Annotated in this window: 5 protein-coding genes; all 5 read left to right on the forward strand. The window is 47.1% G+C overall.

Features of this window, described 5'->3' with window-relative positions; genetic code table 11:
• Nucleotides 1-9 precede the first annotated feature (9 nt).
• Nucleotides 10-3,426 carry a S8 family serine peptidase gene (locus tag Cabys_RS03890; RefSeq protein WP_006928855.1) on the forward strand — a complete coding sequence of 1,139 codons (3,417 nt, stop codon included), beginning with the start codon at nucleotides 10-12 and terminating at the stop codon, nucleotides 3,424-3,426.
• Between the two features lie 18 nt (nucleotides 3,427-3,444).
• The gene (locus tag Cabys_RS03895; RefSeq protein WP_006928856.1) at nucleotides 3,445-6,789 is read left to right on the forward strand and encodes a S8 family serine peptidase; all 3,345 of its coding nucleotides are present in this window, start codon (nucleotides 3,445-3,447) and stop codon (nucleotides 6,787-6,789) included.
• Between the two features lie 877 nt (nucleotides 6,790-7,666).
• Entirely contained in the window at nucleotides 7,667-10,657 is a 2,991-nt protein-coding gene (locus Cabys_RS03905; protein WP_006928857.1) for a TonB-dependent receptor, read from the forward strand.
• 56 nt (nucleotides 10,658-10,713) lie between these two features.
• Nucleotides 10,714-14,088 (forward strand): hypothetical protein, encoded by a 3,375-nt coding sequence (locus Cabys_RS03910; RefSeq protein WP_006928858.1) that lies wholly within the window; start codon nucleotides 10,714-10,716, stop codon nucleotides 14,086-14,088.
• A gap of 47 nt (nucleotides 14,089-14,135) precedes the next feature.
• Nucleotides 14,136-15,170 carry a PorV/PorQ family protein gene (locus Cabys_RS03915; RefSeq protein ID WP_006928859.1) on the forward strand — a complete coding sequence of 345 codons (1,035 nt, stop codon included), beginning with the start codon at nucleotides 14,136-14,138 and terminating at the stop codon, nucleotides 15,168-15,170.
• Nucleotides 15,171-15,518 lie beyond the last annotated feature (348 nt).

The raw sequence follows: 15,518 nt of genomic DNA on the forward strand, positions 1-15,518 counted from the left end.
GTTGTTAGTATGCAGTTAAAAAAGAAGCTTTTGAGAGAATCAGAAAACTTACATAAGAGCGGCGCCGCATCCAGCATGGTTTGCCAAACCGGCAATATTAGTAGAGATTACAGGCGCGATATTGGGGCGGTGGTTAATGTAGATTTTTCCCAAAGTTTTAAGGTGTTTTTTCTGATTTTTGTTTTTGCGGTAATAACCTCCGCCTTCTCGCAAGAAGTTTTTCAAAATCAGCTGCTGGTCGCTTTAAAACGTACGGCGCAGCCCCTGCCCACCGGTAAAGTGAGGCTCCAGGCGTCCCTCGATCGACCGCAATTATCTCGCATTTTACAAAAATACCGCGTAACGCGCATTGAACGCTGGTTAAAATCGGCCGATCAGAACGATGTGTATGAAGGCATCGATTTCACCAAAGTTTACCGTTTCTACTTTGAAAAATCGTCTTCACCCAAACTGGCAATTAAAGAGTTGCAGGCCCTTCCGGAGGTTGAGCAGGTTTCGTTTGAACCCATGGTTAAGATTGCCGTGCCCATTGCGCCGGTTACCACCTCTGATCCCTACCTGGAGCGTCAGTACTATCTTGAAAAGATTATGGCGCGCTACGTTTGGCGCCTGATGGATCAGGTTGAACAACCGGAGGGCGAGATATTAATCGGGATCGTCGATACGGGCATCGATTATCTCCATCCTGAAATGGAGCCGGTTTTGTACATCAACCCCGGCGAGGATATTGATGGCGACGGGCGAATGACGGAGGCCGATTTAAACGGCCTGGACGATGACGGCAACGGCTTTGTGGATGATGTTCGCGGCTGGGATTTTTCTTACGCCTCTGATTCCAGCAGCGGCGATAACGATATTCGTCCGCCCAACTCCGGCGGCTATGATATTTTGAGTCACGGCACCCATGTGGCGGGCATTGCCGGAGCCATGGCTGATAACGGAGTGGGAATCAGCGGTATTGCCCGGGGATACAAAATTATCGGCACCAAACACAGCCGGGACGACGATTTAAGTCACGGTTATTTGTACAATGCCTACGACGGCATTCTTTACTGCGCCAAGCTGGGCGCGGATGTCATTAACTGTTCATGGGGCGGGCAGGGCTATTATGAGGTGGCGCAGAAATTAATCGACATGGTGCGTCAGGATTACGGGGCGATTGTGGTGGCTGCCGCAGGCAACGATAACAATAACAACGACAATAATCATTTTTATCCCAGCGATCTGGATGGGGTGGTTACTGTGGCCGCCCTGGGGCCGGATGACCGCAAGGCTTCTTTTTCTAATTACGGTCATGTCATCGATATCAGCGCGCCAGGCGTGGGGATTTTTAGCACCATTCATTATTACAAGGGGGGCTACGCCACCTGGCAGGGCACTTCCATGGCCAGCCCGGTGGTAGCCGGTTCCATTGCGCTGGTTAAATATTTTTTTCCGCAGCTTTCGCCCGATCAACTGGTGGAAAAAGTTCTACAGGCGGCAGATCCGCTGGATGCGCTAAACCAGCCGTATGCAGGGCTGCTGGGCTCGGGAAAGGTTAATGTGTACAATGCAATCGGTCCGCATTTTTTGCCGAATGTGGCCGTACTGCAAGATACTTTACAATGGGACGATTTGAACGGCAACGGACAAATAGACCCCGGCGAAAGCATTAACATCAGATTAAAGCTGGTCAATAAGGAAGGCTGGCGGCCGGCTTTTGATGTGCGCATTGTGGCTTTTGCAGAAGACTCTTTACTGCACATCACCGATTCTGTGGCCGTTATCGGCGATATGCCGCAGGGCAGCGAGCAATGGAGCGCACCGGGCGATATTACGATTGTGCCAGACGCGGCGCATCCTTACGGGCCTGTAAAGATTTCTTTTATAATCGAAGGCGTAAACGAAGCGGGTGAGCCGTTGCGCGAGTTTTACGAAAAACAACTGTTGCTTTCCATGTATCAGGAGCACTTTCCTCGCTCGTTTAAGATGAATAATGCGCCCATTTCCGTTGTAAAGGCTTCTGCCGATTCCACAGTGAAATTGGCGTTTATCAATGATGAGAATCAACTCATCCTCCTGAATGACGCCGGACAGGTTGTCGCTCCTTTTCCGATTGACCTTGGCGAATACCATCGCGTTCCGCAGGTTGTGGCCGATCTGGATGGCGACGGGCAGCAAGAGATCGCCGTACTCAGCAATTACGGTAAGTTAAAAGTGTTTAAAACGGACGGCTCTTTGCTTTTAGACAGGGATTTGAACGAGGTGGTTTACGGCAGTTTTGCGGCGGACGATCTGGACGGCGACGGACAGCCGGAAATTATTATTGCCACCATGCGCAAAAAACTGCACGTCCTGGCCTTATCTGGCGAAGAGTTGCCCGGATTTCCTGTTGCGCTTTCTTCCATAGCGCCGGAGGGCGTGGCCATTGGCGATGTAAATGAAGACGGTCGAAAGGAGATTGTTGTCAGCGCCTTCGACAATACCCTGCATTTATTCGACAGAAACGGCGCTGAACTTGCAGGCTGGCCGGTAGAGCTGCCGGGCAATGTGAAATTTACGCCACTAATCGCTAAAGATCGCAACGGCGCGTTTATCGGCGTCATTACCAAAAGCAATCAACTGTTATTACTAAAGCCGGACGGCTCGTTTAAACTCAGCGTCAATTTACGCGCCGATGTGAAAATGGATCCTTTTTTAATGGATTTGAACAGGGACGGCCTGCTCGAATTTTGTTTTGTGGATGAGGAAAATCAACTCATCGGTTACGATTCGCAGAATAAAAGATACTTATTCAGACTCGGCGCGGAGATTAATTCGCCGCCGCTGGTTTTTTATGCCGCGGATCAACTGCGGCTGGTTGCCGTGGATATCAAAGGCGCGGTGACGATTTTTGACGAAGCGTTTAAGCCGACATTTTACTCGCCGGTGCAATTACCTTACACATTGAATAATTTTGCTTCGCTGGCCGATCTGGACGGAGACGGCGACCGGGAGGTTGTTGTATCGGGCGAAGGGCGGATTGCCGCGCTGGATTTGCCTGAGGCGAATTCAAATACACTTAGCTGGTCAGCCTTTTTAGGCAATGAACAAAGAACGGCCTTTTTTGAAATCGATTCCGCCAGCGCCACGGCCATCGTAAATAAAGGAATCGTGCCGGAGGAACTCGCACTTAAGGTTTTCCCCAATCCGTTTAATGCGTCGGTAAAAATTAACATTGCGGGTTCTGGTTTAACGCGGCGGGAAAAAATATCGCTTAAAATTTTCGATATCCGGGGACGCCTGGTTAAAACGCTGGCCGATAATCGTCCCGCGGCCGATCATCTAAACTTTTTCTGGAACGGCCGGAACGAGAAAGGTCAATACGTAAGTTCCGGTGTGTATTTGTTGCAGGCGGATGTGACAGATCATGGTCAAATCATAAAAAGATTGATATATATTAAGTAACCAAAGTAGGGAGAAGTTATGATGCGTTTCTTTTTTATTTTACTGATATTTGCTCAAATTTTGTGGGCAAATGAGGGGTATCATCTCAATCGCATTTTGTTTTGCCTGCATCGCGATCAACCGGATTTAACCATTTTGTACAAAAACGGCAAACCGCAGAGCGATCTTGCCCCTTTAAATGAGCTTTTGGAAAAATACCAGGCTAAAGTGCTGGAAAAGTGGTTGCGCTCGGCGGATGACCGCGATGTGGTAGGCGAAATCGATCTGACTAAAGTGTATCGAGTTGAATTTATGAGCCCTTACACCAGCGAAGAATTACGGCAAATCAGAGATGAATTTGCCGCGGTTCCGCAAATCCATTCTGCAGACTTTGAGGGCATTTATTATGTGATGGACGAGGCGCAGGTGGATCCGTATGTGCCCAACGATCCCCGTTACAGCGAGCAGTGGTACATCAACAAAATACAGGCCGACGACGCCTGGGGATTGTGGGCGCCCAATACGCCGGGCAGTACGGATATTCTGGTCGGCGTTGTGGATACCGGCGTGGATTATGAGCATCCGGAGTTAAGCGATGTGCTGTACATTAATCCCGGAGAAGACATCAATGGCGACGGGCAGTTTACCAGCGTGGATCTCAACGGGGTGGATGACGACGGCAACGGCTATGTGGATGATGTGCGCGGCTGGGATTTTGCCGACAATAACAACGATATTCGTCCCCCAAGCTCGGGCGTTGATGATGCCCTGAGCCACGGTACGCACGTCAGCGGAATTGTGGGCGCCATGGGCGATAATAACGAGGGTATTGCCGGAGTTGCCTTTAGAGTGAAGATCATCGGCACCAAAAACAGCTATGATTCGGATTCTACCAATGCCAGCCCGGGAATTATTAACGGATACGACGCCATTTTGTACACGGCAAAATTAGGCGCCAAATTTATCAATTGTTCCTGGGGCGGTCTTTTTCTCTCATCTTATGAGCAAAGTATTTTAGACGATGTTTCGGATAACTATGGCGCGGTGGTGATTGGCGCCGCCGGAAACGACAATAAAAGCAATGATGGGCTGGGCAATGCGCAGTATCCGGCGGATTATTCCAAATGTATTTCGGTGGCCGCCACAGACAACACCGATCATAAAGCGTCCTATTCCAACTGGGGATCGGCCATCGATATTAGCGCGCCGGGCGGAGAGTACGGCGGCGGTTCGACTACGGCCATTTTAAGCACCATCCACTGGGAATCTGGCCGTTACGACGCCTGGTCTGGCACTTCCATGGCCGCGCCGGTTGTTTCGGGAAGCTTTGCCCTGCTTAAAGCATGGTTTCCCTCTCAAAGCAGACAATGGTACATTGACCAGATATTAAACCATGCCGATCCCATCGACGACCTGAATCCCGATTATTCCGGTCTGCTGGGCTCCGGCCGCGTCAATATCTACAACTCCATTGCCCGCAACAGTTATCCCTATTTGACCGTGGATTCGTATTCCATTGAGATTATTAATGATAACGGCGACGGTCAATTAAATCCCGGCGAGAGCGCCAAAATCGTTTTAACCATCGCCAACGATCCCAACTATCAGGACGCCAATAATGTAACGGTTACCGCTTCTTCGGCTTCCGGCTATTTTACGTTTTCCGATAATCAGGCCAGTCTGGGCAATATTGCGGCCGGAGGTTCGGCGACCAACACCGGCGACGATATTATCTTCGAACTGAGCGCGGACGCCCCCCTGCAGCCGCTGACTATTCAAATAACCAAAGAAGCCAATCAAACGGGAACCTATCCCTATTCTCATACTGAAGATATTACCGTCACGCCGCAGTTGAATCAAACCGGATTCCCGATTACCAACATTGCTGTTTCTGATGCGGTTGCCGCCGGCGACGTAACGGGCGATGGCAATATGGAAGTGGTGGCCGTGAGCGAAGGCGATTCTCTGTATGTGTACGATTCTAATGGCAATTTGCAAAACGGTTTTCCCATGTACCTTGGCGGAACGGTTTCCATGGGCCCCATTATTGCCGACATGAACAATGACGGGCAAAACGAAATTGTTATTTCTGAGCGCGTAAACGGTTATTTAAAAATTATTAATGGCGACGGCAGCCTGATGCTGGATATAACCGTGGGCGAGCAAATAAGAAGCGAATTGACCGTGGCCGATCTGAATGGCGACGGTAATCTGGAAATCATCTTTGGCACCATGTCCAGAAATGTTCATGCCATTCAGGTGGACGGCAGCGAATTGAGCGGATTCCCTCTCAGTTACTCTGCGCCTCTGGATAAGGGAGTCGCCGTTGGCGATGTGGATGGAGACGGCCAGCCTGAGCTGGTTTTTGGGTTAACCAACACCGATTTTTACGTGGTTAATACGGACGGCAGCGTTCTGAGCGGTTTTCCGGTTGATTTGCCGGCGCGGGTGGCAAACAAGCCGGTCATTGCCGATTTGAATGGCACAATCTATTATGTGTTAACGACCACCGGGCGTGAATTAAAAATTTTGAACAGCGCCGGCGCAGAAGTGCTGACTTACGATACGGTTGATCCGGTAAATGCCACGCCTTCGTTATGCGATGTAAACAACGACGGCGAATTGGAGATCGCCTTTGGCACCAACAATTCTACCGGCAATTACGGAAAACTGTACCTGATCAACTTTAACGGCGATACCCTGGCGCCATTCCCCAAAAAACTGGACGCGCCCATCAATACCTCGCCGGTTTTTGCCGACCTGGATAACGACGGCCTGTTTGAAGTTATGACCACCACCGAGGGCGGCTATGTTTACTGCTTGCGACCTGACGGCAGCGATTACACGAACTTCCCGGCGCTTTTTAGTGGCGTACAAAACGGCTCTGGGTGCATTCAGGATATTGACCACGATAACGATTTTGAGGTGATTAATGGCGGCGCTAATGGCCTGAATGTCATAGATGTTCAGCAAACCAGAGGCACGCAATCTAATGTGTGGCAGGATTACCAGGCCAATACGCACCATACCAATTACTATTATTTCCCGGGCACCAGCGCCATCCGCCTGACGGATCAGCCCATTCCGGAAGATTACGCTCTGTTGCAAAATTATCCGAATCCGTTTAATCCACAAACGCAAATCATTTATGCTCTGCCGCAAGCTGGCAACGTTCGGATTGAGGTTTTTAATGTGCTGGGGCAGAAAGTTAGAACTCTGGATAATGGCTATAAACAAGCCGGTAAATATAAGGTGTTGTGGAATGGCCGCAACGACGCCGGGGGCCTACTGAGCAATGGCGTTTACATCTATCGGATGCAGGTTGTTTCAGAAAAGGCCGGAAGAAATTTTACCGCTCAGAAGAAAATGGTATTCATGAAATAGGCGGTAGATAATCAGCATCCATTTGAAAAAACTGAAAATCGTTTTAATAAGGGTCGCAATGCGCGGCCCTTTTTTGATTAAGGAGTGTTAAAATGCTTTGATTTAATCAACTGTAAGGGGGAGGGTAAATTACTTCCTCTGGAAGATCTAGTGCTATGGCGTTTGAAATAAAAAACTCATCTCCGGACGAAAGTCCCCACTTGCGTGGCATCCCGGGTGTGTCGCTTTTAAGACACCCTCGAGGGGGGGGAGACTTTTGTTGGAAATTTTTCCACCTGTGTTGTTGATTTCTTTTCATGGCCCTATTCACGACCAATGGGAATGACAGGTTGCTAACCATTCAACCAAACAACGAAAAGAGGAAATGTGTCATTAAAATATGGAAAGGGTTGAGTTACCCTTTTGTTAAATGATTAAATCATGAAAGTTTTAAGTGGGATGCCCGCCATGGCAAGTCGCACAAACTTAATGATTTCTGCGCTGGCCACCGCAGAATTAAAACATCTTTTTTTATGAAAAATAGAAAAAAATGCAACAAACACTTGAAAATAACATTATTATATACGATATTTATTGGGCATTAGGCGAAACTAAAAGAAGGTAATATGACCCAGATCACAATAAAGTTTTTGTTGGGTAGGAAGAAATTCTTTTACGGTTTAATCAAATCTATTATTAAGCCTGCACCAGGCATAAGAGAATTGAAGCAAATTCTTGACATTTTCCCACATAAATCATATATTTTCCCTGTGATAATCGACACATATAGGTATAATCCAAAAAAGAGGAGGGGGCGCCTATGACCTGATGTATATTGCTTCAGCCAACCTTTATTTAGTTGTTATCGTAGTGTTTTAATTTATTTGGAGGTTAAGGGATGTTCAAAAAAGTGCTTATCTTACTAATCGTCTTAGCTATGCCAATACTGGTTTTTGCCCAATCTTCGGGTAAGATCGTAGGCGTAGTTAAAGACAAACAGACAGGTGAACCTCTTGCAGGCGTTAACGTAGTCCTTCAAAACACCATGCTTGGCGCTACTACCGACATCGATGGTTATTATGTGATCCTCAACGTACCTGTTGGAACTTACAATATCGAGGCCAGTTATGTAGGTTATCGCAAAGTTGTTGTTCAAAATGTGCGTGTTTCTGCAAGCACGACGACTGAACAAAACTTTGAATTAGAGCCGACAACGCTCGAGTTGGAAGAACAGATCGTTATTGTGGCTGAACGGCCGTTGGTAGAAAAGCATGTTACGCAGAGTGTTTCGAGGGTGACCACCGAAGAAATCGAGGCCATGCCGATTCGTGGATCGAACGCAATTATTGCCTTACAGCCCAGTGTGGTATTGCAAGATGGTAATATCCATATTCGTGGCGGACGTGCCGAAGACAATGGTTACTATCTGGATGGCGCGCCGACCATCAACCCGATGAACCGCGTGAATGCCGTTCATGTTATTCAAGAAGCTATTGAAGAAATTCAGGTATTAAAAGGCGGTTATACTGCTGAATTTGGCGATGCCAACGCTGGTATCATCCGTACAGAGTTGAAGACTGGCGGACCTGAATTCCATTTTTCTCTGGATGCTCAGACCGATAAGTTCGCTTCAGAAGGCGAAAAGTTCCTGGGCACCTATTCCTATCGCGAGCATATCATTGCCGCCACGGCAAGCGGTCCGATCACCAAAAATTTGCGTTTCTTTATTGCTTACGAAAATCAGGACGTGGGCGATAATGCAAAACGTTTTAGCAGCGGATATACTTTTAAGTATCCGGATAATTTAAATAATCCTCTGGTGGACACCAACCCGAGAAATCCGAGAAATGATCCCAATAATCCGGCCTATCATCCGGACACACTGGATGCGATTACCTATCCCGATGGTTACACGCCGAACAACTGGTACAACCGTCATTCGGTTAACAGCACCTTGTTGTGGGATATGCAGAATTTTAAAGTCCGTTTAAGCGGTGTTTATAGTTTTACAAAGAGCTTCTCCTATCGTGCGCCCATGTTAAATGTATTTAATACGCGCGAACAACCGTACTATAACAATAACTTGTTACTCAGCGGTAAAATTACCCATGTTTTAAATCCGAAAACTTACTATGAGTTAACATTAAGTTATTATCTGACTCAGGGCGAACGTCATGATGACTGGTTTGGCACCGACTGGCGCTCCTGGAGAGATAGCGCGAAAATTGCCGACTACACCGATGGTCGTGTAATTTATCGTAGCAAATGGGATCCGGACTATAGTTATCTGATTAATGGATTCAATTTCCTGCGTGATGGTACGTTGTTGGCCGGCTATAGCAAGAATAAACAAACTTACTTGAATGCCGCATTTGACATGGTTAGCCAGATCACGCGTAACCACGAAGTCAAGTTCGGTTTTAACGCCCGTCAGTACACCATTCGCCAGTATAGCATCAGCCCGGGTGTAATGAAGGAAGTTGATGTATATGGCAGCGAAGAGGCCGTACCGGATCAGGTTGTGGCCGAATGGGCAGGCAATGTGTTTGGTTATGATTTATGGGGAAATAAAGAAGTAGATTCTGGTTTTGACGGCGCAAAAAAACCGGTTTTTGCTGCGGCTTATATCCAGGATAAAATCGAATATAAAGACTTGATCGTTAATGTAGGTTTACGTTTTGATTATTTTGACACCAAAGATCGCAAGCTGAAAAATCCTGCCGATGTAGATATCGATAAGGATAACGGCATTGTAAAACCGGATCAATGGATCGACAAAGATCCGTTTATGTATGTTACCCCGCGTCTGGGCTTCTCCTTTCCGGTAAGCGATCGCACCGTATTTTATGCCCAGTACGGTAAGTTTGTCCAGACCAACGAGTTCAACGACTTTTATTACAGCTCTTATCAATATGGCCGTCAAATCGGTGGTGGTTATTTTTACCTGACGCCGGTTGGCTTTGATATGGAACCCATCCGCACCACTCAGTACGAAGTTGGTTTCCGTCAGCAGTTCGGTCAGTATGCGGCTATTGACATCGCCGGTTTTTACAAAAACGTAAAAGGCGAAGTTACTACCGATCGTATTACGCCAGTACCGGGCGCTGAGATTCAATCGTACAATATCCTGACCAATGGTGACTTCTCAACCACCAAAGGTGTTGAGATTAGTTTCCGTCTGCGTCGTTTTAATCGTTTAATGGCTATTATGAACTATACCTATTCGGATGCCGAAGGTACCGGTTCCGGCCAGAACTCTTACATTTCTGCCGTAGATCGTCTGTCGGCGCGTCCTACGCAGTTGAATCCATTGGATTATGCTCAAAAGCATCGTGGAACCGTTAACCTGGATTACCGCTTTGGTAAAAAAGACGGCGGTCCTGTTTTTGAACAATTTGGTATTAACTTGTTGTACTCTTTCAATAGCGGCCATCCTTACACGATGGTTACGAGCTCGGGCGGACAGGCTGGTCCGTATGACTCCGGCGTTGACTATATGATTGATACGCGTTCGCGTCGCGCTCTGGAACCGATTAACAATTCCACAACGCCATGGTATCATCGTTTCGATTTGCGTGTAGATAAATCGTTCGACGTGACCGATAAACTTACTGTAACCCTTTATGCTCGTGTTTACAACCTGTTTAACACCAAAAACGTAATTAATGTTTATCAGATTACAGGCAGCGCGGAAGACGATGGTCTGCTTTCCGGCGTAATCGACCCGGCCAGAGCTCGTTCTTTTATCAGCGCTTATGGCGGTGAAGATTATGTAAAGATGTACGAAACAATCAATCTGGAAAATGGCCAGGCTTATTGGCATCTGATTGGCCGTGAGTTGTACAGTACGCCGAGACAGATTTTCTTCGGTTTAAAGCTGAGCTTTTAATAATGTCTGATACGAAGAAGTCTAATCAGAGTTCAAAAACAGTGTGAGGAGATAACATGAACAAAAGAATAAGTCGATTACTTCTGATCGTGTTGATATTTGGATTTATGGCAATCCTTGTGCAAAACGAGGCATTTGCCCGACCCAAATACAACGAAGTTAGCACGGTCGGATTATCGAAAATTACTGCTACTAAGATTACCCAGACCATGAGCAATATCGGCAACTGGGGCTTCTGGGTAAACTATGAAGGCCAGACCGGCCACGATCCCTTTACCGGTTCCTCGGGCGGTTACTATCCGCGCGGCGCCATGACCGCTATTTATATGGACGGTATCATCTGGGGCGCTTATTTAGTGGATCCTAATACCGGTATTGCCATTGCAGATACCCCGCGCGTTGGCGGTATTGGCTATCGTATCGGTACCACGCCTGGTTGGGTCATTGGCGAAGGCGAAAACGCCGTTTCTGTTTCCGCCGAAGATGAGCGTGTACGTATCTATCGTATTCGCCACGACTGGCGTAGTTTGACGGCCTCGCAGGTATTGCAAGATGCCGCCGAATTGAATAATGTGCCCATTACGGGCGTAACGGACGCTATGACCACGGCTATTATCGAACAGTACAAAGAAGACTGGAAAAACTGGCCCGTTGATCTTGGCGCGCCGTATTATGACGTAAACGGCAATGGCCAGTACGATCCTGTATTGGATGAGAACGGTTATCCGGATGAAACTAAGGGTGACTATCCGGGCCTTGCCCAGGCAGATCAGGTGATCTGGTTGGTGGTTAATGATTTAAACGAAGCTAAGGTAAGAGCGCATTCCGGTACCTTCCCCATTGGTCTGGAATTGCAGATCACCCTGTGGGCCTATAATCAGCCAAACAACACATTGGGTCAGATCGTATTCAAACGTTATAAACTGATCAATAAATCCGGTATGATTCTGGATTCCATGTTTGTCGCACAGTATTCCGATCCGGACATTGGCGATTACACCGATGACCTGGTTGGTTGCGACACCACTTTGAGTTTACATTTTGCTTACAATGGTCCTGTAACCGATGCCGAATACAACAAGGTGAACTTGCCTCCTGCAGCAGCAGGTTTTGACTTCTTCCAGGGACCATTGATCGAATCTCCCGGCGATACGGGTGTATTCAATCTGCAATACATTCCAGATCATAAAAACCTGCCCATGACCTCTTTTGGTTATTTCGCAGCGGGCGGTGATATTTCGGATCCGCCGATGGGTGTTATTGATTTCACCCTGCAATGGTACAACATGTTGAACGGTAATATTCCGACCAATGATCTGAACAATCCTACGCCTTACGTTTACAGAAGTGGACCTAATAAAGATCAGCCAACCAAATTCCCGCTCTCTGGCGATCCAGTAACCGATCCGAATGCAGTTGAAGGCGATATTGATGGTCAGGGCGACAATATGGGGCCTGGCGACCGTCGTATGTTTGCCGCAACCGGTCCTTTTACCATGCAACCCGGAGATGAGCAAGAAATCGTTGTAGCTCTGATCGGTGGTCTGGGTGGAAACAACATCCAGTCGGTTGCCGACTTAAAGAGTTCCGATATCGTGGCTCAAAAGGTTTATGACAACCTGTTCCAGATCATCCCGAAACCGCCCACGGCTCCCAACGTAAAAGCCATTCCAATGGACGACAAAGTTGTCCTGAACTGGGGCTGGGATGTTGATCGCATTAAAGACACCGAAGAACGTAAGATTATTAACTACGAATTCGAAGGTTACAATGTTTATCAGTTGCCTTCGGCTACCGCTAAATTAAATGATCCGCAAACCGTACGCATTGCTACATTTGATAAAATCAATGACGTGCGTATTATTAAATCCTCGGTATTCTCGGCTGAATATGGCACGGTAGTTGACCTGCCCATTCAGTTTGGTTCCGACACCGGTATCAAACGTTTCTTCGTGGTTGATAAAGACTACATCACGGGCAAACCGTTGTATCGTGGAACCACGTACTATTTCGCCGTTACCGCCTACAATTATGACGGTACGCTGGTACGTGACCGCGCTCTGGAATCTTCGCCCATTATTCATGCTGTAACGGTCCAGGATCCTAAACCTGGTTATCGTTACGAAGGCGAGCCTGGTGAAATGGTTGAAGTTGTTAAGAATGGCAACGACGACGGCGTTTGCCAGGTAATCGTTGTTGACCCGACGGCAACCACCGGTCATGATTATGAAATTTATTTTGAAGTAGATGAAGACACCAATTCCGTTACTTATGGCCAGACTGTTTGGAACTTAAAGGACGTAACGACAGGTGAAGTTGTCCTGGCCAAACAGCCGCAATCACCGGATCCAGCTGCCAATGATCAGTTGATCGTTGATGGATTGTTGATCAAAGTTTCCGGGCCTGCTCCGGGCATTAAGGCCATCGTTCAGGTTGCCGATGATCAGGGACCGTTGACGCCAGATGAATATGATGCGGCAGGCGCTCCTTTTGGCGGTAACAACGTATGGCACAGTCTCAGCTCGCCCAATGATCCAAACCGCTTCTATATTAGCGCCGGCGGTGGCGATGGCGGTATTGAACGTATGTCACGCAGTATTGCCAATGCACAAGCGCATGACTTTGAAATGCGTTTTACCGATGCTGGCGGCACCTACACCTGGTGGTATGATGCGGACACAGCTGCTCATGTTCCTTTTGAGGCCTGGGATGTTGGTATTCTGACCTATGACGACCCGAGTGATGATATTCGTATGTTAACAGGCGGATATTCCGGTGGCGCAACCGTAGGTTCTTTTGACTTTGGTTACACCGATCCGGCATTTGGTTTCCCAGCAACGGATTGGGTTTACTTCCGCAAACCGATGAATGATCAGGGAACCTATGAAGCTTATGAAAACGATGTACTGTCTGGCGCCTTTACCTATAACTGGTGGTTTAATAGCTACGAAGTGCTGGCCCGTATCATCATCTGCGATTTTGGCGGCGCAGGAACTTTACCGCCTACTGGTACGGTAATTCGCTGGGTTACCAATAAACCACACCTGTTGACAACTACCTATTCGTTCACAGCGCCGGCTGCTGTTTACAGCGATGATCTGGCCAAAGTAGATGTTGAAAAAGTAAATGTGTTCCCGAACCCGTATTATGCTGCTAACTCCCTGGAACCGGATCGCTTCAACCGTTTTGTGACCTTTAACCATCTGCCGAAACATGCGATTATCCGCATCTTTACGCTCGGTGGAGTTCAGGTTCGCAAACTGGAAAAGAATGACGATTCGCAATTCTTACAATGGGATCTCAAGAACGAAACCGGATTACCTGTAGCTTCTGGAATGTATATTGCTTATGTTGATATGCCGGAATTGGGTAAAACCAAAACGTTGAAGCTGATGATCATTCAGGGTGAACAGGTAGTTGAATTCTATTAATGTTAATTTAATAGCAGTGATAGGGAAAAAAGTTAGGGAGTTAAAATATGAATAAAATAAAAGTGTTAAACGGTGTTATTTGGATCGTGCTGGTGCTCTTCCTTGCATCACTGCCTGTTTACGCTGGTGATGCAGACAGGATTGGTACGGCAGCAGGTACCCAATTACTGGTTCCAGTGGGCGCCAGAGACCTGGCCATGGCTGGTTCGGATATTGTGTTTACCACCGGGGTAGATGCAATTTACTGGAATCCTGCCGGTCTCTCCAATATGGAACAAAAAGCGGCCGGTATGTTCTCCACAGTAAATATCTTCGGCGATATTCGCGTCAACTATCTTGCTGTGGGCGCTACCATGGGCAAGTTCGGACATATTGGCTTCAGCATTAAGGCTTTCGATTTTGGCGATATTCCTCTGACGACCGTGGAAGATATGGACGGCAGCACGGGCCGCATCTTTTCGCCAACTTTCAGCACGATTGCCATGACCTATTCCAACAAGCTGACCAAAACCATTAATGTGGGTATTACCACCAAATTGGTTTACGAATCGGCTCCTCGTGTCAGCGGAACCGCTATCGCTTTTGATATCGGTTTACAGTACCAAAACCTGGCCGGTCTCGAAGGCGTTTCCTTCGGAATCATTGCCAAGAATATCGGTTCCAACATGGAGTACCGCGGTACCGGGTTGATGACGCAAACGTTGATCGACGGTAGAACGGAATTTATCAGACGTGGCGCTTCCAGCGATCAGTTGCCAGCCAGCCTGGAAATGGGCCTGAGCTACAGCTACACGGTTATGCCGGGCAACATGCTGATCGTTTCCGGAACGTTTGCTAACAATAATGTGCAGAACGATGATTTCCGCTTCGGTATGGAATACAATTACAAAAATTTCCTGGCCTTGCGTGCTGGCTACCTGTACACCATGAATACGCCTTCGGAAGAACAGCTTTACACATTCTCCCTGGGCGCAGGATTCCAGTACAAGGTTGGCAACACTTTGATTGGCCTGGATTATGCTTTCCGCGATGTGCAATACTTTGACGCGAATAATATGTTTACTATACGTATTGGCTTCTAAGAGGCACGCGGTTCTCTGTAAAAATAAGACCGGTGGGCTTTGCCCATCGGTCTTTTTTTTTATAAAGAACTAAAAATGAACGTCATGTAACATATATGCAATTATCCCTTCCTAAAAATAGTAAAACTGCGTAAATATTTGATAATTGATTTTGAAAATTTTATATTTAAATAGTTTGTTCCCTTTTAGAATAATTAAGTAAGAGTTTGCTCTAAAAAGTTAATTTGTCATTTCAAACGAAGAGTGAAATCTTTTTATTGAATGTTTTGCTATAAAAGAAATGAATTATCTTTTTAGAGTGAAAAAAGTATAAAATAGATAAACTATTAATAATTGATTGTAACCGTG

This window comes from Caldithrix abyssi DSM 13497 (assembly GCF_001886815.1).
Classification (GTDB): Bacteria; Calditrichota; Calditrichia; order Calditrichales; family Calditrichaceae; genus Caldithrix; species Caldithrix abyssi.

Bases quoted from the DNA above. Each gene is read 5' to 3' on its own strand.
- Cabys_RS03890 (WP_006928855.1), top strand. From the start codon at position 10: ATGCAGTTAAAAAAGAAGCTTTTGAGAGAATCAGAAAACTTACATAAG.
- Cabys_RS03895 (WP_006928856.1), top strand. From the start codon at position 3,445: ATGATGCGTTTCTTTTTTATTTTACTGATATTTGCTCAAATTTTGTGG.
- Cabys_RS03905 (WP_006928857.1), top strand. From the start codon at position 7,667: ATGTTCAAAAAAGTGCTTATCTTACTAATCGTCTTAGCTATGCCAATA.
- Cabys_RS03910 (WP_006928858.1), top strand. From the start codon at position 10,714: ATGAACAAAAGAATAAGTCGATTACTTCTGATCGTGTTGATATTTGGA.
- Cabys_RS03915 (WP_006928859.1), top strand. From the start codon at position 14,136: ATGAATAAAATAAAAGTGTTAAACGGTGTTATTTGGATCGTGCTGGTG.